The sequence below is a fragment of the Burkholderia alba genome, from assembly GCF_034721475.1.
Classification (GTDB): Bacteria; Pseudomonadota; Gammaproteobacteria; order Burkholderiales; family Burkholderiaceae; genus Burkholderia; species Burkholderia alba.
This window is the reverse complement of the sequence record NZ_JAWJWL010000009.1, coordinates 178,439-201,178: the sequence shown is the minus strand read 5'-3', so window position 1 is coordinate 201,178 and position 22,740 is coordinate 178,439. Positions and strand designations below refer to the sequence as shown.

General features: G+C 67.0%; 14 protein-coding genes. 10 read left to right on the top strand and 4 right to left on the bottom strand.

The genetic code is table 11. The annotated features are described in order from the left end of the window. The first annotated feature begins 33 nt into the window (after window positions 1-33). The 3 genes from RZR99_RS12880 (at window position 34) to RZR99_RS12870 (ending at window position 3,951) form a co-directional block, all read left to right on the top strand. Window positions 34-1,314, top strand: a complete 1,281-nt coding sequence (locus tag RZR99_RS12880; protein ID WP_323120149.1) for a CaiB/BaiF CoA transferase family protein — start codon at window positions 34-36, stop codon at window positions 1,312-1,314. Between the two features lie 100 nt (window positions 1,315-1,414). Then, window positions 1,415-2,434 carry a cyclase family protein gene (locus RZR99_RS12875; protein WP_323120148.1) on the top strand — a complete coding sequence of 340 codons (1,020 nt, stop codon included), beginning with the start codon at window positions 1,415-1,417 and terminating at the stop codon, window positions 2,432-2,434. Between the two features lie 65 nt (window positions 2,435-2,499). Next, complete coding sequence (locus tag RZR99_RS12870; protein WP_323120147.1) at window positions 2,500-3,951, top strand: MFS transporter; 1,452 nt, start codon at window positions 2,500-2,502, stop codon at window positions 3,949-3,951. Window positions 3,952-4,213: 262 nt separating this feature from the next. On the opposite strand, the gene RZR99_RS12865 is transcribed toward RZR99_RS12870, so the two are convergent. Then, complete coding sequence (locus tag RZR99_RS12865) at window positions 4,214-5,641, bottom strand: MFS transporter (protein ID WP_323120146.1); 1,428 nt, start codon at window positions 5,639-5,641, stop codon at window positions 4,214-4,216. Window positions 5,642-6,179: 538 nt separating this feature from the next. Between RZR99_RS12865 and RZR99_RS12860 the strand changes: the two genes are divergently transcribed. The 6 genes from RZR99_RS12860 to RZR99_RS12835 all read left to right on the top strand — a co-directional run bounded on the left by RZR99_RS12860 (window position 6,180) and on the right by RZR99_RS12835 (window position 17,022). After that, on the top strand, window positions 6,180-8,117 hold the full coding sequence (locus RZR99_RS12860) for a lipoxygenase family protein (RefSeq protein WP_323120145.1): 1,938 nt from the start codon (window positions 6,180-6,182) through the stop codon (window positions 8,115-8,117). Window positions 8,118-8,153: 36 nt separating this feature from the next. Further along, the gene (locus tag RZR99_RS12855) at window positions 8,154-9,266 is read left to right on the top strand and encodes a YncE family protein (RefSeq protein ID WP_323120144.1); all 1,113 of its coding nucleotides are present in this window, start codon (window positions 8,154-8,156) and stop codon (window positions 9,264-9,266) included. A 92-nt stretch (window positions 9,267-9,358) separates the two neighbouring features. Continuing rightward, window positions 9,359-10,438, top strand: a complete 1,080-nt coding sequence (locus RZR99_RS12850) for an alpha/beta fold hydrolase (RefSeq protein ID WP_323120143.1) — start codon at window positions 9,359-9,361, stop codon at window positions 10,436-10,438. 639 nt (window positions 10,439-11,077) lie between these two features. Continuing rightward, window positions 11,078-12,007: an HpcH/HpaI aldolase/citrate lyase family protein gene (locus tag RZR99_RS12845; RefSeq protein WP_323120142.1), complete on the top strand. Its 930-nt coding sequence runs from the start codon at window positions 11,078-11,080 to the stop codon at window positions 12,005-12,007. A 102-nt stretch (window positions 12,008-12,109) separates the two neighbouring features. Then, complete coding sequence (locus RZR99_RS12840) at window positions 12,110-13,492, top strand: MFS transporter (protein WP_323120141.1); 1,383 nt, start codon at window positions 12,110-12,112, stop codon at window positions 13,490-13,492. A 971-nt stretch (window positions 13,493-14,463) separates the two neighbouring features. Next, window positions 14,464-17,022, top strand: coding sequence for a penicillin acylase family protein (locus tag RZR99_RS12835; protein WP_323120140.1), 2,559 nt, complete (start codon window positions 14,464-14,466; stop codon window positions 17,020-17,022). Between the two features lie 144 nt (window positions 17,023-17,166). Here RZR99_RS12835 and RZR99_RS12830 read toward each other — a convergent pair whose 3' ends face one another. Together RZR99_RS12830 and RZR99_RS12825 are read right to left on the bottom strand one after the other, a co-directional pair. Next, a complete protein-coding gene (locus RZR99_RS12830; RefSeq protein ID WP_323120139.1) occupies window positions 17,167-17,931 on the bottom strand; it encodes an ABC transporter permease in 765 nt (254 codons plus the stop codon). 3 nt (window positions 17,932-17,934) lie between these two features. Further along, on the bottom strand, window positions 17,935-18,891 hold the full coding sequence (locus RZR99_RS12825; protein WP_323120138.1) for an ABC transporter ATP-binding protein: 957 nt from the start codon (window positions 18,889-18,891) through the stop codon (window positions 17,935-17,937). A gap of 727 nt (window positions 18,892-19,618) precedes the next feature. On the opposite strand from RZR99_RS12825, the gene aspS reads away from it, so the two are divergent. Then, window positions 19,619-20,890: an aspartate--tRNA(Asn) ligase gene (gene aspS, locus RZR99_RS12820; protein WP_323120137.1), complete on the top strand. Its 1,272-nt coding sequence runs from the start codon at window positions 19,619-19,621 to the stop codon at window positions 20,888-20,890. Between the two features lie 148 nt (window positions 20,891-21,038). Here aspS and betA read toward each other — a convergent pair whose 3' ends face one another. Continuing rightward, window positions 21,039-22,736 (bottom strand): choline dehydrogenase, encoded by a 1,698-nt coding sequence (betA, locus tag RZR99_RS12815; protein ID WP_323120136.1) that lies wholly within the window; start codon window positions 22,734-22,736, stop codon window positions 21,039-21,041. Window positions 22,737-22,740: the final 4 nt, after the last annotated feature.

Here is a 22,740-nt window from a genome sequence, read left to right as displayed (position 1 = left end):
TGGCGGACGACACCCACTATCCAGGAGACATCCATGTTCGTTCCAGAGACGCAGGCCGCCGACGCGGCGGGCGGGCGCCGTCGCGCGCCTACCGGCCCGATCCACCGGAAGACCTTCGATGCCGGCGCGCACGGGCCGCTGTCGGGGGTGCGCGTCATCGATCTGTCGCGGCTGATCGCGGGCAACATGCTGAGCGTGCAGCTCGCCGATTTCGGTGCGGACGTCATCAAGGTCGAGAGCGAGCACGGCGACACGCTGCGCGCGGTCGGCGCGGGCGGCATCAGCACCAACTGGAAGGTATACGGGCGCAACAAGCGCAGTGTCTGCGTCGATCTGCGGGGAGCCGAAGGCCGCGAGATCGTCCGCAAGCTCGTGCGCGACGCGGACGTGTTCATCGAGAGCTTCAAGCCCGGGGTCGCGGAGCAGATGGGGCTCGGTCCCGCCGATCTGCTCGCGATCCGTCCGGAGCTGGTGATGGCGCGGATCTCCGGCTGGGGGCAGACCGGGCCGTATCGGCACAAGCCGGGATTCGGCACGCTCGCGGAAGGCTATGCCGGCTTCGCGGCGATCAACGGCTTCGCCGACCGGGAGCCGGTGCTGCCGCCGATGTTCCTCGGCGACATGACGGCCGGCCTGTCCGGCGCGATCGCGGTGCTGGTCGCGCTGCACGCGCGGGATACGCAGGCGGCGGCCGGGCAGGTGATCGACGTATCGCTGTTCGAGCCGCTGCTGTCGATTCTCGGACCGGCCGCGGCGAACTACGTGATGACGGGCAAGATCAAGACGCGTACCGGCAGCCGTTCGTCGAACACCGCCCCCCGCAACGCGTATCGGACCCGCGACGACAAATGGCTGTGCCTGTCCAGCTCCACGCAGGCGATGGCCGAGCGGCTGTTCCGCGCGATCGGCCGCGCCGATCTGATCGACGATCCGCGCTACGCGACCAACGTGCAGCGGGTGCAGCACGCGGAGGCGCTCGACGCGATCGTCGGCGCGTTCATCGCCGCGCGCGATCTGGCCGACAATCTGGCGTTCTTCGAGGCGGCCGAGGTGACGGTCGGGCCGATTCAGGACATCGCGCAGATTGTCGAGGACACCTATGTGATCGAGCGCGAGGCGCTGGTCGAGCTGCCGGACGGCGATGTCGGCAGCCTGCCGATGCACAACATCGCGCCGCGCCTGTCGGGAACGCCAGGCGCGTTTCGCCGGCCGGCCCCCGCGCTCGGCGAGAACAATCGCGAAATCCTGCTGCCGCTGCTCGGCAGCGAGGAGTATGCGCGGCTGGCCGAGCTGGGCGTGATCCGTTCTCGATAACGGCGCGCTTGACGATACGCGGCGCGACGCGGCCTCGAACGGCCCGCGCGCCGCTCCGGATCGCCTGTCCGGCATTCCGGGAACCCATGGAGGAGACACCATGACACCACGCTGGACGCATCGCCCGCCCGGCTCGAACTGGGGCGATTTCGGACCCGACGACCAGAAGGGCCGGCTGAACTGGCTCACGCCCGACAAGGTGAGGCAGGGCATCGCCGAAGTGCGCGAAGGGCGCGTGTTTTCGTTGAGTCTGCCGCTCGACGTGCCGCGCGGCGGCGGACTGAACGCGCGGCGCCGGCCGCCGGCGATCATGCCGGCGCTGCTGAACGACAAGCCGTACTTCGGCTATCGCGCGGACGAGCAGGTGGCGAACGCGACCGACGTCGTGTGCGACGATTCGTTTTGCATGCACTCGCAGTTCTCGACGCAGTGGGACGCGTTGTCGCACGTCGGCTCGCTGTTCGATCCGGCGGGCGACGGCGACAAGACCCGCGTGTTCTATAACGGCTACCGGATGGACGAGCACGTCAGGGTGCCCGAAGCGGGATCGTCGCAGGGCGGCGCGCTCGCGCTCGGCATCGAGGTGATGGCGCGGACGGGCGTACAGGGACGCGGCGTGCTGATCGACCTGCGACACCACTTCGGTGACGCGCGCACCAGGATCGGCTTCGAGCAGCTGATGCGCGCGATGGACGCGGATCAGGTGCAGGTCGAACGCGGCGACATCGTCTGCCTCCATACCGGCTTCGCCGATCAACTGCTCGCCGCCGCCGCGCGCGGCGACGACGTCACGCCGCAGACGGGCTGCGTGCTCGACGGGGACGATCCGCGCCTGTTGAACTGGATCGACGAATCGGGCCTCGCGGCGCTCGCGGCCGACAACCATGCCGTCGAGGAGCGCCCGCAGCACGCGGCGGCGCGCGAACGGCCGGGTGCGTTGATGCCGCTGCACGAGCTGTGCCTGTTCAAGCTCGGCATTCACCTGGGCGAACTGTGGCACCTGACGCCGCTCGCGGACTGGTTGCGCGCGCATCGCCGCAGCCGCTTCCTGCTGACCGCGCCGCCGCTGCATGTGCGCGGGCTCGTGGGCTCTCCCGTCAACCCGGTCGCGACGGTCTGACCGGCGCGCCTGCGCCGGCCGCGCCGCGCCGTGAGCGCGGCTTCGCGGTCTTACAAGGAAACGTCATGTCCCCGTCCCAGCCGTTATCGATCGCCGCGCGGATCGACCGCCTGCCCGCCACGGCCAGCATCTGGAAGCTCGTGCTGTTCCTGAGCATCGGCGGCTTCTTCGAGGTCTACGACCTGTTCCAGATGACCTACCTGCCGCCCGGGCTGATTCGCGACGGGATCTTTCACGGCGGCGCGCACGGCGTGCTCGGCATGTCCGACCAGGGTGCGCTGGGCGCGGCCACGTTCGCCGGGCTGTTCATCGGCGAGATGTTCGTGTCGCGCCTCGCCGACCGCTTCGGCCGGCGCGCGGTATTCACCGGCGCGCTGTTGCTCTACACGGCGGCGAGCCTTGCGATGTGCGTGCAGACCCGTGCGCTGGGCATCCTGATTTGCCGCTTCATCGCGGGCTGCGGCGTGGGTGCGGAACTCATCACGATCGGCGCGTTCCTGACCGAACTGGTGCCGAAGGCGGTGCGCGGCCGCGCGTTCGCCGTGTGCTTCTCGGTCGGCTATCTCGCGATGCCGGTGCTCGCGCTCGCGTCGTGGCAGTGGGTGCCGCGCGATCCGCTCGGCATATCGGGCTGGCGCTGGGTCGTGCTGCTCGGCGGCAGCGGCGCGGTGGTGGTCTGGTGGCTGCAGTCGCGCTTGCCGGAATCGCCGCGCTGGCTGGTCCAGGCCGGCCGCGCGGCGCAGGCCGAGGCGGTGCTGCAAACGCTGGAGCGCGCGGTGGAGCGCGAGTCCGGCCGGCCGTTGCCCGCGCTCCGGGCGCCGGCCGGCGCGCCGCCGGCCGCGCGTCGCCCGGCATCGATGTGGGATGCGCGTCATCGCGGCCGCACCCTCATGCTGATCGCGTTCAATGCCTTCCTGAGCATCGGCTTCTTCGGTTTCAGCCAGTGGCTGCCGACCTTGCTCGCCGCGCAGGGCGCGACGGTCACGAAGAGCCTGTGGTACGCGTTCGTGATCGCCTTCGCGTATCCGGTCTCGCCGTTCGTGGCCGGCGTGCTGGCCGACCGGGTCGAGCGTAAATGGCTGATCGTCGCGGCGGCGTTCGGCGTCGCGCTGTTCGGCACCGCGTTCGCGATGTCGGCGCAGGTGCCGTTCGTGATCGCGTTCGGCGTGCTCGTCACCCTGTGCAACACGGTGCTGGCGAGCAACGGAACCGCGTATCAGGCGGAAGTGTTCCCGACCGAGATTCGCGGCCGCGCGCTCGGGTTCGTCCATTCGATCGGGCGGCTGACCGGCATCGCCAGCAGCTTTATCGTCGCGCTGCTGCTCGAACGCGTCGGCGTGTCCGCGGTGTTCGTGCTGATCGGCGGCAGCATGCTGATCGTGATGCTGTCGATCGGCGTGTTCGGGCCGCGCACCAATAACCGTCCGCTCGACGAAATCGTCGATGAAGCGCCGGAAGCGGGCGCGGGAAAAACGGCGGCGCGCGAATTGAGCGCATTGCCGTCGCGCCGCTCGTGAGCGGATAGGTTGCCGCGTTGCCACGCCGTTGGCGGGTGCGATGCGGCTACCGGATCGGGGCGTTGCGCCGTCAAGGGCGTGACGACGTTTCGCGAGCGCGCATCGCGCGTGACGTTCCGTGTCTCGATGCCGAATGCGGCGCGGCAGACAGGGTCGATCGATCGGTCGCCGCGCGGCTGCGCACTGCTCCGGGTATGCCTGCCGCCGTGGGATCGCCGTCGGAGACGGCCCTGATGCCCGCCCGGCGCGCGGTGCGTGCCGGTCAGTCGATCGCCGCGCGCGTCGGGTAGCGCGGGTCGGCGATCGCACCGTCGAGCGACGCCAGTTCCTCGAGCGCGAGCCCTTTCGTTTCGATCCCGAGCATCCACACCGCGCAGGCCGCCGCCGCGAACGATAGCGCGCCGAGCGTGAACACGCCTCCCTGTCCGAACACCGGTAGCACGACGCCGACCGCGTAAGGCCCGATCAGCGAGCCGACCCGTCCGATCGCCGACGCGAAGCCCGAGCCGGTGGCCCGTGCGCCGGTGCCGTAGAGTTCCGGCGTATACGTATAGAGCACCGCCCACATGCCGAACAGGAAGAACTGCATCGCGAGGCCGGTGCAGACGAGCAGCGTGACGCTCGCGCCGTACAGCGCGGTCTGCCCGTAGACGTAGGCCATCGCGCCGCCGCCGAGCAGCGACGCGATGCAGGTCGGCTTGCGGCCCCAGCGCTCGACGAGCCAGGCCGCGCACAGGAAACCCGGCACGCCGCCGAGCGAGATCAGCACCGTATAGAACACCGACTGCGTGACCGCGAAGCCCGCCTGCTGGAGCAGCGCGCCAAGCCACGACGTGAGGCCGTAGAAGCCGAGCAGTGCGAAGAACCACAGCAGCCAGACCATCGTCGTGCGGCGGCGGTAGGGCGCGCTCCAGATTTCACGGAACGCGCCGCGCGCATGCGGCGCGACCGCTTCGGCGAGCCGCGACGGTTCGGGAAGGCGCGCGACGCGCGCCGATTGCATGACTTTCGCCTCGACATGGGCCATCACCCGGTCGGCGTCGGCGAGCCGCCCGCGATGTTCGAGCCAGCGCGGCGATTCCGGGACGAGCCGGCGCACCACCAGCACGAAGACCGCCGGGATCGCGAGCAGCGCGAAGACCGTGCGCCAGTCGAATTGCGGCAGCACGAAGTACGACACGATGCCGGCCGTGATGAAGCCCAGCGGCCAGAAGCCGTCCATCAGCGCGATCAGGCGGCCGCGTTTCGCGGCCGGGACGAACTCCGACAGCAGCGTTTGCGCGACCGGGAATTCCATGCCCATGCCGATCCCCAGCAGGACCCGGTAGACGATCAGCGCTTCGACGCTTTGCGCGGTCGAGCACAGATACGACGCGGCGCCCCACAGCACCATGCTCCACTGGAAGACCGGGCGGCGGCCGAAGCGGTCGGCGAGGAGGCCGGCGACGGCCGCGCCGAGCACCATGCCGATGAAGCTGGAGCTGGCGACCAGGCCGGCCGCGGCGGTCGACAGGCCGAATTCCTTCTTGATCGATCCGAGCACGAAGGTCATCGTGCCGAGATCGACCGAGTCGAAAAAGAACGCGATCGCGATGATGACGAAGATCAGCTTGTGGTAGCCGGAAAACGGCAGGCGTTCGAGCCGGGCGGCGGCACTGGCGCGCGCGGCGGGAGACGGGGAGGCGGGCATGGCGTCCTCTGACGGAAAAGGGGCCTTGCAGCAGGGTGCTCCGGGGCCCGGTGCGATCAGTAGACGCGACCATTAATCGTCGCCATAGAAGGAAAGCGGCATCCGGCTGGAATGATTGCGTCATCGGAAACGCATCGGCATCGCGGACAACGCGCGGCGATGCCGCATGCGATTTCCCCGGCGCCGCCGTCGGACGAACACGAGAATCGGCGCGTGACTTGATGGTGTCACTTTGCTCATTTAATCGAAAAGCAGAATAACCGGAATGCTAATTATCTCGAATACATGTACATAAAATAATCAAAAGTTTTGAGTTGTCAATTTGCCCGCCTTTAAATAAATTACAGACAAACAACAAGTCGCGAATAAAAAACAAGAAAGAACGAGAGCTGCATGGGTCGGAGACCAATCGCAGGTTAAATCCGAGGGACCAAAAATGAAGCGCAGAGAGATGATCAAAGCCACCGGGGCGGTGGCTGGATTAGCATTCCTACCGAAACAGGTTGTTGCCGCAACGAACCCGGGCATACTGCCCACCTTGCCGCAGAACGAGCTGTTCTGGGGCGGGCCGATACGCCAGGGGGCGCTCCTGGCCAATCAATTGAAGTACGTCTGGACCGAGTCGTCCCCGAATCTATCGGGCATTCCGATGGCGCAAACCGTGCCGCTGGACAACTTCCCCACGCTGGAATGGCTGTTGAAGGCGGCGGTCACGATCGCGGATCTGCTCGTCAATGCGATTGCGTCGCTGCTCAAGCAGATCTTCCCCGCGCAGGCCGGCGGCCTGAATCGCTACAATTCGCAGCTCGCGAGCTTGCGCAGCCAGCTCGCGACGGTCCAGTCGTCTTACTCGGACCTGCGCGCGCAGGCAAGCGCCGGCGATGCCGGTTCGGCGGTGCTTGCCGTTCAGGCTCAGGCGCTGCAGGGAACGTTGAGCGGCGTGGTGACCCAACTCGTCGCGCTGCAGGCGTCGCTGAAAACGGAGGTGACCGCGTTGAGCGGCCGCGGTGGATTCAAGGACGACGACGCGGCGAGCCTCGCCCGCTACGACCAGATGTTCGCCACGCTGCCGAAGCCCGCGATCGCGCAGAATTTCCGCGATGACGAGATGTTCGCCCATCTCCGCGTGGCCGGCCCCAATCCGATGCTGCTCGCGCGTGCGTCGTCGCTGCCCGCCAAGTTTCCGCTGACCAACGCCCAGTACCAGTCCGTCATGGGCACCGCCGACAGCCTGCAGGGCGCGGCGGCGGCGGGCCGCCTTTATCTAGCCGACTACGTCGGGCTGGGGGCGATGGGAGACGAGCGGCCGGTGTCGAAACTGTTGAGCCAGACCGGTTACGCGAGCGCACCGATCGCGCTCTTCGCGGTTCCGGCGGGCGGCGGTGCGCTGCAGCCCGTCGCCATTCAATGCGGACAGGCGCCGGGCACCTATCCGGTCATCGTGCGTTCCTCCGCGTCGGGAAGCGGGGCGTACTGGACTTGGCAGATGGCCAAGACGGTCGTTCAGGTGGCCGACTTCAACTATCACGAGATGTTCGTCCACCTGGGGCGGACGCACCTGCTGTCGGAAGCGTTCGCGATCGCCACGTACCGGCAGCTCGCCCCCAACCATCCGATCAACGTACTGCTCGTCCCGCATTTCGAGGGCACGCTGTTCATCAACGATCTGGCCGGCAAGGTCATCATGGGGCCGGGCACCTTCGGCGACGTGATTCTGGCCGCCCCGATCGGGATCCTTCAGGCCGGCGCGGGGAACGATCGCCTGGCGCTCGATTTTTATGCGGCCATGCTGCCGTCGGACCTCAAGGCACGAGGCGTCGATACGGATTCGACCTTGTCGGATTACCCGTACCGCGACGATGCGCTGCTGGTCTGGAACGCGATCAGGCAATGGGTTGCCGACTACGTCGCGCTCTACTACCTGTCGGACGCGGACGTCACCGGCGACACGGAGCTTGCCGCCTGGACGGCGGACGTCATCGACAACGGCAAGGTGAAGGGTTTCCGGAGCATCCGGAGCCGGGCCCAACTGATCGACGTGCTGACGATGATCGTGTTCACCGCGAGCGCGCAGCATGCGGCCGTCAACTACCCGCAGCGGGATTTCATGACCTATATTCCGGCCTTCGCCGGGATGGCGGGCGCGGCCACGCCGGCCGCGAAAACCGCGGGCAACGGCGCCGCCGACTGGTTCGCGCTGATGCCGCAGTCGCGGCTGACCGACATCGAGCAGTTGAACTTCCTGTCGCTGCTCGGCGGGGTTCACTATCGTCCGCTCGGCGATTACCGCCAGCGCGAGTTTCCTTATCTTCCCGTCCTGACGGACCCGAGGGTGGTGCAGGCGGGCGGGCCGCTGGATCGATTCCGCCAGGCGCTGAAGACCATCGAGTCGCAGATCGGGGGACGTAATCGAACCCGAAAATATCCGTACGGCTATCTGCTGCCGAGCCGGATTCCCACCAGTACGAATATCTGATCGTCTTCACATCCGATTTATTTTGCAGGGGGTTCTATGCTTTCCATGAAGCAATGGCGACGTGCGCTCGTCAGTTTCGCGTTCGCGCTTTCGTCGGCCGGCATGCCGGTCCATGCATTCGCCGCGGCGGGGCCGGTCGGCGAACTGTATGTGCCGGAAGTCGACCTGAATCAGATCGCCGTGATCGATACCGCCACCGCGAAGATCGTCCGGCGCGTGCCGGTGAACGACATCGCCGTCCTTCCGTTCGGCAGCCGTCCCGCCGTCCTGGCCACGACGCTGGACGGCGGCAAGATCTATAGCGACAACTTCGGCGTCGTGCCGCCGACGGTCACGATCATCGACCGGCGCACCGGCACCACCAAATCCATCAAGGTGGGCGGCGTGCCGCTGGGGGCGTTCACGTCGCTGGACGGCAAGGAGATCTACCTGCCGGAAGTGAATTTCGGTGTCGACGTGATCAGCACGGAAACGGACGAGATCGTGCGCCGGCTGACGTTCCCGGATATTCCGGTCGCGTCCATCAGCGGGCCGGACGGCAATCTCTACGTCGGATTCGCCACCGGATTCCTGGGCGTCTACGACCCGAAAACGGGCCGTACGATTCGGCCGCCCATCTGGTCGGGCGGAACCCTGACGTTCTGGTTCACGTTCACGCAGGACGGCAAGAAGCTCTATACGGATGCGGTCAACACGATCGGCGTCATCGACATGGAGAAGTGGAAGCTGGTCAAGACCATTCCGACCAGCGGCCGCGCCGCCTACCTGCCGACCGATCCCGGCGCGTTCACGTCGACGCTGTCTCCCGACGGGAAGAAGCTTTACGTCACGCTGTTCGGCGAGACGGGCGTCCTGATCGTCGATGTCGCGACGGACAAGATCGTCGGCAGGATCAAGACGGCGGGCTCGACCACGGGCATCACGTTCAGCGCGGACGGCACGCGCGGCTATATCAGCGACATGGGCGCGAGTTCGGCGTTCCTGAAGACGCCGCTCGGCGAAGCCGTCCTGTTCGGCAACCTGATCGGTCCGGGGCTGCTCGGGCCGGGCCAGATCGTCGTGTTCGATCCCGCGACCGACGCGATCGTGGGCGAGCCGATTCCGACCGGCCCCGGACCGGGCATCTCCGCGTGGGTGCCCGCGCGCTGAATCCGCCGAGTCTCGTCGTCGGCCGCTTGCGTGCTTCCCGCGCGAGCGGCCGCTCATTCCGCCCGATCATCGCCAATGAGAGAGAAATGACCATGAGTGCAAAACATGAAGATGCAGGGACCGGGGCCGCCGCGTCCTGGTGGAGCCGGGTGTTCGCCGCCGCGCACGCGTTGATGCTCGCCGCCGCGTTGCTGGTGTCGGCTTTACCCGTCGGCGCGCGGGCCGCTCAGGCAAGCGGGCCTGCGCAGGGGATCGATTCGGAGCAAAGCGCGCTGGCCGAACGCACTCAGGCAACGCTGCCGGTGCCCGATGCCCGCCGCCGCACCGTCACGAGTACGGACGGCATCCGGTTGGCGGTTTATGAATACGGGCCGGCAAACGCGCCCACGATCGTCCTGGTGCACGGCTATCCGGATACCGCCGCGGTCTGGGATCAGGTCGTCGCCAGACTGGCCAGCCAGTTTCACGTGGTCACGTACGACACGCGGGGCGCGGGCGACAGCGATCATCCGCCGCTGACGGCCAGCTATGCGTTGCCGCATCTGTCGGACGACCTGAACGCCGTGCTCGATGCCGCGGCCCCCGGGCAGCGCGTGCATCTGGTCGGACACGATTGGGGCAGCATCCAGACCTGGGAGTCGGTGGCCAAGACGTCGATGGCGGGAAAGATCGCGTCGTTCACATCGATCTCGGGGCCGTCGATGGATCTGTTGAGCCACTGGCTGCAGCGCAGTCTGCTGAATCCGGCCGAATGGCCCGATCTCGTGCAGCAAGCCGTGGCGTCGAGCTACATCCCGCTGGTGGAATTGCCTCAGCCGTCGTTTTCCCGGGATCAACTGCTGAACTTCCTGATCTTCATCCAGGGCGACAAGAAACGCGCGATCAATTCGCGCGATTCGTCGGCCGGCGCCAATCTGTATCGCGCGAGCATTCCGTGGCGTGTCCTGTTGCCGACCTACGACCGGGTGCCGCTTCAGAACATCCAGCTCATCGTGCCGACCCGGGATGCGTTCGTGAAGGAAGCGACCATGGTCGAGCCGGTGGCGACGGCGCCCGGCGGCGTGCGCAATCTGGTTCAGTGCCGGGTGGATGCCGGCCATTGGGCCCAACTGTCGAATCCTGACGATGTGACGCAGTGCATTCTGAATTTCACGGCAGCGCTCGCGCATTGATCGACGTGAATGGGCGCGATATGCCTGCGACGTCTCGAGTCGTTCAGGAGGGCAGGCCGACCCCGGCGGGGCGCCTGCCGCACGTCGTACCGAACCGGCCGGCGTCGGCAGCCCGGGCGACGTGCCGGGGAAGAGCGGCGAAGCTCGCGCGGCCCGCAGGTCCGGCTGCGCGATAAATCCTAGGACGCGCGGTTCGACCGGCAACCGGTGCCTGTCTCCGGAGGCCCGCGCGCGCGGGTTCTCCGGGAACGCGCGCGACGGCACCTCGGCTGTCCATGCGTCATGCATTCGTCATATTCGCCGTTGCGGAGCCGCGTCTCCACGCGCTTTCCCCGATCGTCAGTACTCCATCACGGTCCGGTGCCGGGAACCGACCCCGGGCTGATGGACCGGGGGGCACGCGCGCAGGTTCGACGGTTTCCTCTATTTTTCAATTTGTCATAGGAAAAGACGGGGTGAATGAGTAATGTAAGGATTGTCGGGTGATGAAAGGAAGTGGGGCAGGTTGGTTTCCCCGCATTCGTCATGTCCTGGAAGAGACGTGTCCCGGTCGACGATTGCCGTTCAATCGATTCGGATACCATATCAATTTCGCGTGGAGGAGACACTAACCATTAACTGATCGATTTGAGGTGGAAGATGAAAAAGTGCTCTCCCTATTCGCTGGGCGCCACGCTTTACATGCCCGCCACGAGAACCGACATCCTTGATGTGGTCATGAGGAGAAAGCTGACCGACCTGAGATCCCTCGTAGTCTGCCTCGAAGACTCGGTCACGGAATCGCACGTGGAACTGGCGATGCGCGGGCTCGAGACCCTGCTCGCCGACATCGATGCGCACGGAGGGCGTCCGGAATACGGGCCGTTGCTGTTCGTGCGGCCGCGCAATGCCGCGATGGCGGCGACGATCAACGACTGGCCGTTGATCCGTCATGTCGACGGGTTCGTGATTCCCAAACGTCGCCTGGGGACGGCGGCGCGTTGGGCGTCGTCGGTCGACAATCCCGATCTGCTGGTCATGCCGACGCTGGAGACCGCCGAAGCGTTCCATCCGGGCACGGCCATCGAACTCGGCGAGGCGTTGAAGGCGGGGTTCGACGAACGCATTCTGGCGCTGCGCATCGGCGCGAACGATCTGCTCGGCTGCCTCGGGCTGCGGCGGCATCCCGCGGTGACGCTGTACGACACCCCGATGAGCTATGTGATCCCGATGCTGTGCGGTGTCATGGGCGCGCAGGGCTTCGCGCTGACCGCGCCCGTTTTCGAGCAGATCGCGGCGCCGGACCTGCTCGAGAAGGAGCTGGCCCTGGACATTTCGCACGGCCTGGTCGGCAAGACGGCCATCCATCCCGCGCAGATCAAACCCATCAACGATGCGTTCCGCGTCAGTGCGAACGATCTCGATTGCGCGAGGATGATCGTCGAGGAGGGCGCGCCCGCGGTGTTCAAGTTCGACGATGCGATGTGCGAGCCGGCGACGCATTACCGCTGGGCATCCAACATCATCGACCGCGCGAAGTGGTTCGGCATTCGGGAAGGCGCCGACGCGCCGGCTGCCGTCCCGGCGTGACGTCGTGTGCCGGCGGCCGCGCCGGCACACGGTCACATGGGGTCGTCCGGCCGTCCGTGCGCGGCCGGCCGGCCTTTCTTTTCTCCGAGCCTGGTTTTCACGATGACGAGAACTTCCTCCCGGTCGGCGCTGCTGTGGATAGTGGCGGCGGGCTTCTTCATGCAGGCGCTGGACATCACGATCGTCAACACGGCGTTGCCGTCGATCGCGCAGGCTTTCGGCGAAGACACGCTCGCGATGCGCTCGATCGTGGTGGCGTACATGCTGACGATGGCGATGCTGACGCCGCTGTCCGGCTGGCTGGCGGACCGGTACGGCACGCGGTCGGTGTACGTCGCCGCGATCCTGGTATTCGGGATTGGCTCGCTCGCCTGTGCCGCGTCGCAAACGCCGCTCCAGCTTGTCTGCGCGCGGATCGTGCAGGGTATCGGCGGGTCGATGCTGCTGCCGGTCGGGCGGCTCGCCGTATTGCGCAGCGTGCCGGGCGAGCAGTACGTCACCGCGCTGGCGTTCGTCTCCATCGCGAGCCAGGTCGGTCCGATTCTCGGACCGACGCTCGGCGGGTGGTTCGCGCAGACGTTGTCGTGGCGCTGGATCTTTCTCGTCAACGTGCCGGTCTGCGTGGCGGGTCTGATGGCGGCGCGGCGCTACCTGCCGTCCGACCGGCTCGACGAACCGCAGCCGTTCGACGTTGCCGGATGCGCGTGGCTGTCGGCGGCGATGCTCGCGAGTTCGCTGGCGATCGACATGCCGATCGACACGAACCGTTCGATCTGGACCTGCGTCATGGCGCTCGGCGCGGCGGGCGCGGTGCTGGGCTATATTGCGCACGCGCGGCGGCATGCCCGGCCGCTGTTTCGTCTCGGCTTGTTCGCCGAACGCAATTTCAGCGTCGGTCTGGCCGGCAACCTCGTCTGCAGGATCGGCACGAGCGCGGTTCCGTTCCTGCTGCCGCTGCAAATGCAGCTCGGCTTCGGCTACTCGCCGCTTCATGCCGGACTGGTGATGCTGCCGGCGGCGATCTCGGGCGTGCTGGCGAAGCGCTGGATCGCACCGCTGATCCGGCGCTTCGGCTACGTTTCCTTCCTGAAGGCCAACACGATCGTGGTCGGCGCGGCGATCTTCGGCTTCGCGGCGATCTCGCCGTACACGCCGCTGCTCGTGGATCTCGCGCTGCTGGCCGTATTCGGCGCCGCCAACTCGATGCAGTTCGCCGCGATGAACAGCGTCACGCTGAAGGATCTGTCCGGCCGGGATGCCAGCAGCGGCAACGGGCTGTTCTCGATGGTGCAGATGCTGGCGATCGGTCTGGGCATTTCGATCGGCGGCGGGTTCGCGAGCGCGATCGCGGAGCGGCAGGGGACCGCGCTGTTCGGCATCCAGATGAGTTTCCTGATCGTCGGGGCGATCACGGTCGCGTCCGCTTTCGTGTTCGACAAGCTGGAAGAGAAGCCCTCGATGGAGCGGGCGCGGGCTGACGCGTAGCGGGTTCGCGGGATTGCCCGCGCCCGGGAAGCCGGCCGCACCGGCTGCCGTTCGCGTGCGGTCGCTCACGCGGGGCGCCGGCGGCGCTGTTCGCGAACGTGGCGGGCGAGCGTGCTCGATCGCCTCGCGCGAACCCGTGTCCGTGGACATGTGATGGGCATGGCCGCGCCGGGGGAGGTGACCGGCGCTCGACGATGGGGCGATACCTCCGCGCGCCGGTCATGGCGCGAAGTCGCAGATTGACGTGCTCTCGCGGGTCCGCCGTGCGACGCAACGCGAATCCGTGTCTGTCCAGAGAATGGGCCATATAAAAATAAGTTATTGCGTATCATTCGTACTACGATTTCGATTTGAATGTATAGTGACGACCATTCGAGGGCTTCGTTAGACATTCGGATGACTGACCGATATGACAACGGCGGCGGCTGACATCAAGCCGTCCCGATCAGACCACGGGGTCGCGGCTTGGATCGGCACGTTCGTGCCGGTGCAATCGGATCTCCGCGCGCTGCGGACCGATGGCGTCCGATACCTGCCGGATCCGGCGAAAAGCCGGAGTCCCGGCCGAGCCGCGCAACACAAGACCAGGCGCATTGAATGGGGCGATATGGCGCACACGCACGAGATGGCGCGGAGGTTCGCGTCGATCCCGATGCCTGGCGGCCATATGCAAGGGCTCGTGAGCGCCGGCCATTCCAATCTCGTCCGGCGCCGCGTCAGAAGATCAATTTTATGGAATGACACGCCGAAGGATTGCGCCGGCGGCTGTATGCGACGACACGACAGACCGGATCGGAACGGCTCGACCCGGGTACTTCGTCGGCCATCGACGCGATGGAAATGACGCGCGAGCGGGGCAGGCGCGTTGCCCCGCGAGGTTGGATTCGCCGTCGCGAAGAGGGCGACTGTCGCCTCTTCCGCTCCAGCGCATGGGAAGTCGGTCGCAACCGGAGGATGTCATAGGGGAAACGATGACCCGTCAGCACCGCGCGTGGTTTGCAATTCTCTTGTTCGCCGTTTTCTCCGTTTCAACACAAGCAGTCCGTGCCGCGCCTGCGTCCGGTGAGGGCGGGGCGCTCGCTCAGGCCTCGCCCTACCGGGCGGACATTCGCCGGACGCAGGACGGCATTCCGCATATCAAGGCCGACGACTGGGGCAGCCTCGGTTACGGCTACGGCTATGCGCAGGCCCAGGACAATCTCTGTACGCTGGCCGATTCGTTCGTGACCTGGCGCGGCGAGCGTTCCGCCTACTTCGGCGCCGACGCCCGGTTGACCGCGTCGTCCACGCTGCGACGGCCGCGCAATCTGGACGCCGATTTCTTCTTCCGGCTGGTTGCCGACGATACCGCCGTGTCGCGCTATCGCGCGGCGCAGCCGGCGCCGCTGCGGAATCTGGTGGCCGGATTTGCCGACGGCTACAACCGCTACGTGGAGGCGCTGAATCACGGGCGCTTTTCCGGTGCGCATGCCGAATGCGCGGGCAAGCCGTGGGTGAAGCCCGTGTCGGCCGACGATCTGTACCGGCGGCTGATCGCCGTGGATCTCGCGGGCGGCGCGATGCGCTTCGTCGACGAGATCGTGCGGGCGCAGCCGCCCGTCGCCGCGCCTGCCTCGATGACGCGCGCGCTGCCGGCCGCCCGCCGCGACGATGCGCGCGACGCCGCATCCGGCCGCCCGGAAACCACGGCATTGGCGGCGACCGCCCCGGACGCACCGCGGGACGATGCCGAGCGGCTCGCGATCGGCGGTCACGCGGACCTGGGCAGCAATGCGTTCGCGTTCGGCGGGGCGACGACCCGCGACGGACGCAGTCTGCTGTTCGGCAACCCGCACTGGTTCTGGCATGGCCCGGACCGCTTCTATCAGGCGCAGCTCACGATTCCCGGCCGGCTCGACGTGGCCGGCGTATCGTTTCTCGGCGTCCCGGTGATCATGCTCGGGTTCAATCGCGAAATCGCGTGGACGCATACGGTATCGAGCGCTCGCCACTTCGGCTTGTTCGAGCTGAAGCTGGTGCCCGGTGCGCCGACCCGCTACGTGTACGAGGGGCGCGAGGAAGCGCTGAGCCCGGTATCGCTGACCGTGCAGGTGCGCGATCCGGCAACCGGCCGGCTCGCGCCGGTCACGCGCGTGCTGTACCGTTCGCGCTCCGGGCCGATCGTCGATCTGTCGTCGATCGCGCCGGCGCTGGGATGGCGTGCGACGCATGCCTTCGCGCTGCGCGACGTGAACGCCGAGAACACCGAGGTGTTCGCGAATTTTCTCGCGTGGGGGCAGGCCGGCTCGCTCGACGATTTCATCGCGATCCAGAAACGTTTCGCGGCGATGCCCTGGGTCAATACGTTCGCGATCGGCCGCAACGATCCGCGTGTCTGGTTCGCCTACATCGGCGCCGTTCCGGGCGTGCCGGACACGCTCGAAGCCACGTGCACGACGCTCATCGGCCGGGCCGTCGGCGCCCGGCTGCCGGGCGTGCCGCTGCTCGACGGTTCGCGCTCGGCCTGCGCGTGGCCCGCTAACGGCCGGCGCACCGACACGCTGCCCGTCGACGCGATGCCGAGCCTGCTGCGGCGCGACTACGTGGGAAATTTCAACGGCAGCTACTGGCTGACGAATCCCACGGCGCCGCTCGCGGGCTTCGCGAAGATCACCGGGCAGACGGGCGGGCCGCAATCGCTGCGCACGCGGCTCGGCCACCGGCTCGCCGCGCAACTGATGGCCGAGCCCGGCGGCGTCGCGCGCGATGCGCTGGAACAGACGGTGCTCGCCAGCACGTCGATGTCCGAGCAGCTGTTTCGCAAGCCGCTGCTCGACTCGCTCTGCGCGCCGGGGAAAACGGCGCCGACGGTCAAGGTCGCGCGCGACCTCCCGGGCGGACCCGCGTGGCCCGTCGCGCAGCGTGTCGATCTGGGCGAGGCGTGCGGCGTGTTGCGGGCGTGGGACGGAACCGCGAACGTCGCGGCGCGCGGAGCCAATCTGTGGGACCAGTTCTGGCGCCGCGCGCAGGCGATTCCCGCCGCCCTGCTTTATACCGTTCCGTTCGATCCGGCCCGGCCGCTGGCGACGCCGGCCGGCCTGAATGTCGCGAACCCCGCGCTCGGCGAAGCACTGGGCGCGGCGGTGCTCGCGCTGCGCCGCAACGGTTTCGCGCTCGATTCGGCGCGCGGTGACGCACTCTATGCGCCGCGCGGCGGCGACCGGATTGCGCTCTACGGCGGGTGCGATCCCGAAGGCTATTTCACCGTGGCCTGCGAAGAGCATCCGCTCGGCAAGCAAGGCTATCCGCTGGACGGCCATGCGCACGGCAACAGTTACGTGCAGGTCGTCGGCTTCGGCGCGGAGGGGCCCGAAGCGGACACGCTGCTGGCGCACGCGGAATCGGACGATCCCGCTTCGCCGCATTTTGCCGACGCGACGCTCGGCTACGCACGCAAGGCATGGCGGCGGTTTCCGTTCAGCGAGCAGGCAATCCGCCGCGCACCGGGCATGACGGAGACGACGCTGAGCGGACCGCGCACGGCGAGGTAGCGGCGGAAACGATCGGCGGGGAGGCAGGGTCCGCATGGCTTGCCTTCAATGATGGTCGCGGCACATTGAACGCTCGCGGCGGCGGGCCGGACGGGGAGGAGAGGCCCCGTCCGTTTCCCTTCGGGTCGGCGGCGCGCGGCCCGCTCAGTTCTTGAGCCGGTACCCGGTCCTGAACATCCACGCGACGATCACGAGCAGCACGCCGAGGAACAGCAGGGTGGCGCCGAGGCTGACGCCGACATGCACGTCGGCGAGACCGTAGAACGCCCAGCGGAAGCCGCTGATCAGGTAGACGATCGGATTGAACAGCGTGACGACGCGCCACACGGGCGGCAGCATGTCGACCGAGTAGAAGCTGCCGCCGAGGAAGGTGAGCGGCGTGATGATCAGCAGCGGCACGAGCTGCAGCTTCTCGAAGCTGTCCGCCCAGATGCCGATCACGAAACCGAACAGGCTGAACGTGACGGCGGTGAGCACCAGGAACAGCACCATCCACAGCGGATGCAGGATCTGCAGCGGCACGAACAGCGCGGCCGTGGCGAGGATGATCACGCCGAGCGCGATCGATTTCGTCGCCGCGGCGCCGACGTAGGCGATGACGATCTCCCAGTACGACACGGGCGCGGACAGCAGCTCGTAGATCGTGCCGACGAAGCGCGGAAAGTAGATCGCGAACGATGCGTTCGAGATGCTTTGCGACAGCAGCGACAGCATGATCAGCCCCGGCACGATGAACGAGCCGTAGCCGATGCCGTTGACGCTGCTGATCCGCGAGCCGATCGCGGAGCCGAACACGACGAAGTAGAGCGATGTCGAGATGACGGGCGCGATCACGCTCTGCATGATGGTGCGTCGCGTGCGGGCCATTTCGGCGCGGTAGATCGCGCGGATCGCGTGAAGGTTGACCATGCGTTATGCCTGTTGTTGTGCGGGTTGTGCTTCGTTGCGCCGGTTGCCGACGAGACTCACGAAGATCTCCTCGAGCGAGCTTTGCGTGGTCTGCAGATCCTTGAAGCCGATGCCGGCCGCGCCGAGCGCGTTCATCAGCGCGGCGATACCGGCGTGCTCGCTCTGGGTATCGTAGGTGTACACGAGTTCGCTGCCGTCCTTCGCCAGTTCCAGCCGGTAGGCGGACAGCCCGGCCGGCACGCTCGCGAGCGGCTGTTCCAGCTGCAGCGTCAGCTGTTTCTTGCCGAGCTTGCGCATCAGTTCGGCCTTTTCTTCGACCAGCATGATCTCGCCGCCGTTGATGATGCCGATCCGGTCGGCCATCTCCTCGGCTTCGTCGATGTAGTGGGTGGTCAGCACGATCGTCACGCCGCTCGCGCGGAGTTCGTTGACGAGCAGCCACATGTCGCGGCGCAGCTCGACGTCGACGCCCGCGGTGGGTTCGTCGAGAAACAGGAGGCGCGGTTCGTGCGACAGCGCTTTCGCGATCATCACGCGCCGCTTCATCCCGCCGGACAGCGTCATCAGCTTGTTGTCGCGCTTGTCCCAGAGCGACAGGTCCTTCAACACCTTCTCGATATGGGCGGGGTTCGCCGGCTTGCCGAACAGGCCGCGGCTGTACGACACGGTTCCCCAGACGGTCTCGAACGAATCGGTCGTCAGCTCCTGCGGCACCAGGCCGATCAGCGAGCGGGCCGCGCGGTAGTCGGCGCCGATGTCGTGGCCGTCGACGGTGATGCTGCCCTCGGTCGGCCGGACGATGCCGCAGATCGAGCTGATCAGCGTGGTCTTGCCCGCGCCGTTCGGCCCGAGCAGCGCGAAGATTTCGCCGCGGCGGATCGTCAGGTTGACGTTCTTCAGCGAGCGGAAGCCCGACGCGTAGGTCTTGGATAGATTCGAAACGGAAAGTATCGGTTGCATGCTCACGGGCGGCGAAGGTGCGATGGAACGGGGCGGCCGGCGTCGGGGAACGGACGGCCGGACCTCGGCGGGCGGGCCGCGGCGGGCGGCGCGTCCGGGGGAATCAGCACGGACAGGGGCGGCGGGGCGGCTTTATGCCGTCTGGATCATAAGCTTTCCTGCGGAGCGCGGGATCGCTATCTTAACAACGGGCGGGGGGAATTGCAGCGCGTTGGAATGCCGAATGGGGAAGCGGCGGCAGAAGGCGGAGAAAGAGGCGCCGTTGTTCGGTCCGGCGGAACGATTCGATGGAAACGCCGGGATTTGTTCCGAATGCCGCGCGATTGCCGCGTTGGAGGGCCGGCGTGCCGCGCGCCCGGCGCGCCTGACGTCGCGGAGGCGAGCCGGATCGATGCGGGCGAACGTCGCCTCGGCCACGCGCGGCGTCCCGCGAATCAGTCGGCCGCGGCGGTTTTGCGGTTTCGTCCGAAATACGTTACCGTATCTTCCATTCGACGGCCGTCCACGCGCCTGAGCGTGTTCGGTGGCCTTTCAATAGCCTGTCCGACTCGCGGATTGTCCTGCCGACCATGCATCGCATCAGCCGCATCGACCTGAATAATAATGTGTCGCCTTTGGGTGACAGGAGATTATTCGCCGGTTGAGAATCCGCACTGTCAAGCCAAAGGCACTCATGAACTGAGTGCCTTTTTTTATGCCCGCACGCTTTTCATCGAGGGGAAGCATCATGAGAACGCTGGTCGAAGACGCGAAGCGCCTTATTGGCGAGGGGGTGACGCTTTATCTGACGCTCGACGTGCTGAGGGATCAGAAGCACCTTCAGTTCCTGCTGGCCCACGACACGAGCGGGTCGCTGCAGCTGGTCGTCGACAAGTCCGCCGTCGCGGGGCATGCGCGCATCGGGCAGTTGCTCGGCGGTTCGGTGTTCGCGGCGACGGGGGTGATCGTCGCCGCCGCGCAGAGCAAGACGTCCGGTGTCGAGATGCAGGTGCGTTCCGTGGATATCCTGTCGGCGGCGCAACCGTCTCCGATCGCCGGGACGAGCAGCATCGACCTGCGCTTCAACCATCGCGTCGTCGATCTGAAGGCGCCCAGATGGCAGCTGATGCTGCGCTTGCGCAGCGCATTCGAATTCGCGTGCCGGGCGTTCGCGCTGGGCCGGGGGCTGACGGAGCTGCACACGCCGAAGCTGATGGGGAGCGCGAGCGAGGGCGGCGCGCAGGTGTTCCGCGTGAGCCATTTCGGGACGCAGGCCTATCTCGCGCAATCGCCGCAGTTCTACAAGCAGATGGGCATCGCATCGGGTCTCGACGGGGTGTTCGAAATCGGTCCGGTGTTTCGCGCGGAAGAAAGCCGGAGCTGCCGGCATCTCACGGAGTTCACGGGGCTCGACGTCGAGTTCGCCTGGGCGTTCGAGACCGAGGATGTGATGGACTTCGAGGAGCGGATGCTCAGACATGCGTTCGGCGCGCTCGCCGGATTCGCCGGGCGCGTGAAGGCGCTGTTCGGCGTCGATCTGCCGCTCGAGCCGAGCGTGCGGCGCCTGAGTCTCGACAAAGCGAAAGCGATTCTGGCGACGCAGGGCCTGCGTCTCGGTCCGGAGCAGGATCTGCCCGACGAGGGCGAGCGCCTGCTGTACAGGGCGCTGGGCTGCGACCTGATCTTCGTGAGCGACTATCCGATCGCGAGGCGGCCTTTCTATCATCGCCGGGATCGCGAACGCGGCGTGACCCGCAGCTTCGATCTCATTTTCAGGGGCATCGAAATCACGACCGGGGCGCTGCGCGAACATCGTTACGAGGTGCTGTGCGAGCAGGCTGTCGAGAAGGGCGTCGAGCTGGAGTCGATCACGCATTATCTCGACAACTTCCGTTACGGCTGTCCGCCTCACGGCGGTTTCGGGATGGGCGTCGAGCGCGTGATCGCGCGCTTGCTGGGGCTTTCCAGCGTGAAGGAGGCGGCGTTCGTGCCGCGCGATCCGGACCGGCTGGTGCCGTGAGGGAGCGGATCGGAGAGGCCGCGTGTCGATGCGAATCCGGTTGCCGCGCACCGGTGGTCGATGTTTGGAGCGGGTGCGCCGGGCGGGGGCTGAAGCATTCCGCCGACCTTGCCGGATCCTTCCGGGCGACGCGGGCGCGGCGCGCCCCTTACACGGCTGCCGCGGCCCTGGCCGGTTCGCCGCCGCGCGCCGGCGCGCCGTTCGCGACGTAGTACGCCACCTTCGCCCGTTCGAGCGGCGCGCGCTGGCGGATCCTGTCGGCGATTTTCTCCGCGATCATGATGGTCGGCGCGTTCAGGTTGCCGGTGGTGATGATCGGCATGATCGACGCATCCACCACCCGCAGGCCTTCGAGGCCGTGCACGCGTCCTTCGCCGTCGACGACGGCCATGCCGTCGTCGCCCATCTTGCACGAGCACGACGGATGGAAGGCGGTCTCCGCGCGAGCGCGCACGAATGCGTCGAGCTCGCTGTCGCTTTTCAAGTCCGCGCCGGGGTTCAGTTCCTGGCCGCGATAGCGGTCGAGAGCCGGCTGCCGCATGATCTCGCGCGTCGCCCGGATGCCGTCGCGGAACTCGCGCCAGTCGAGCGCTTCCGCCATGTAGTTGAACAGGATGCTGGGATGGTCGTGCGGATCGCGCGAGCGCAGCTTCACGCGGCCGCGGCTCGGCGAGCGCATCGAGCCGACGTGCGCCTGGAAGCCGTGCATGTTGATCGCGTTCGAGCCGTTGTAGTTGATCGCGACCGGCAGGAAGTGATACTGGATGTTCGGCCACGCATCGTCGTCGCGGGTCCGGATGAATCCGCCCGCTTCGAAGTGATTGCTCGCGCCGAGCCCGGTGCCGTTGATCATCCATTCGAGGCCGATCTGCGGCTGGTTGTGCCACTTGAGCGCCGGGTAGAGCGACACGGGCTCCTTGCACGCGTACTGGATGTACATCTCCAGATGATCCTGCAGGTTCTGGCCGACGCCGGGCAGATCGAGCACGATCGGGATGTCGAGCGCCTTGAGCCACGCGCCCGGCCCGACGCCCGAGCGCTGCAGCAGCTGCGGCGACGCGATCGCGCCGCTGCACACCAGCACTTCGCGGCGCGCGTGCGCGGTGACGATTTCGCTGCCGCGCAGGAACACGACGCCGGTCGCCCGCTTGCCGGCGAACAGGATGCGGTCGGCCAGCGCATGCGTGACGATCTCGAGATTCGGCCGCGCCCGCGCCTGATCGAGATAGCCGCGCGCCGTCGACGCGCGGCGGCCGCGCGGCGTGACCGTGCGGTCCATCGGGCCGAAGCCTTCCTGACGATAGCCGTTCAGGTCGTCGGTGCGCGCATAGCCGGCCTGCATGCCCGCGTCGACCATCGCCTCGAACAGCGGGTTGACGCCCGGTTTGCTGGTGGTGACCGACACCGGGCCGTCGCCGCCGTGGTACTCGTTCGGACCGACGTCGCGCGTTTCGGCCTTCCTGAAATACGGCAGGCAATCGAGGTACGTCCAGTTCTCCAGCCCCTTGTGCTGCGCCCAGCCGTCGTAGTCGAGCGCGTTGCCGCGGATGTAGCACATGCCGTTGATCAGCGACGAGCCGCCGAGCCCCTTGCCGCGCCCGCATTCCATGCGGCGCTGGTTCATGTGCGGCTCGGGGTCGGTCTCGTAGGCCCAGTTGTAGCGGCGGCCCTGCAGCGGATACGCGAGCGCCGCCGGCATCTGCGTGCGGAAGTCGAACCGATAGTCGGGGCCGCCCGCCTCGAGCAGCAGCACGGTGACGTCCGGATCCTCGGTGAGGCGCGTCGCGAGCACGTTGCCCGCGGAGCCCGCGCCGCAGATGATGTAGTCGAATTCGCGTGTCGTCACGTTG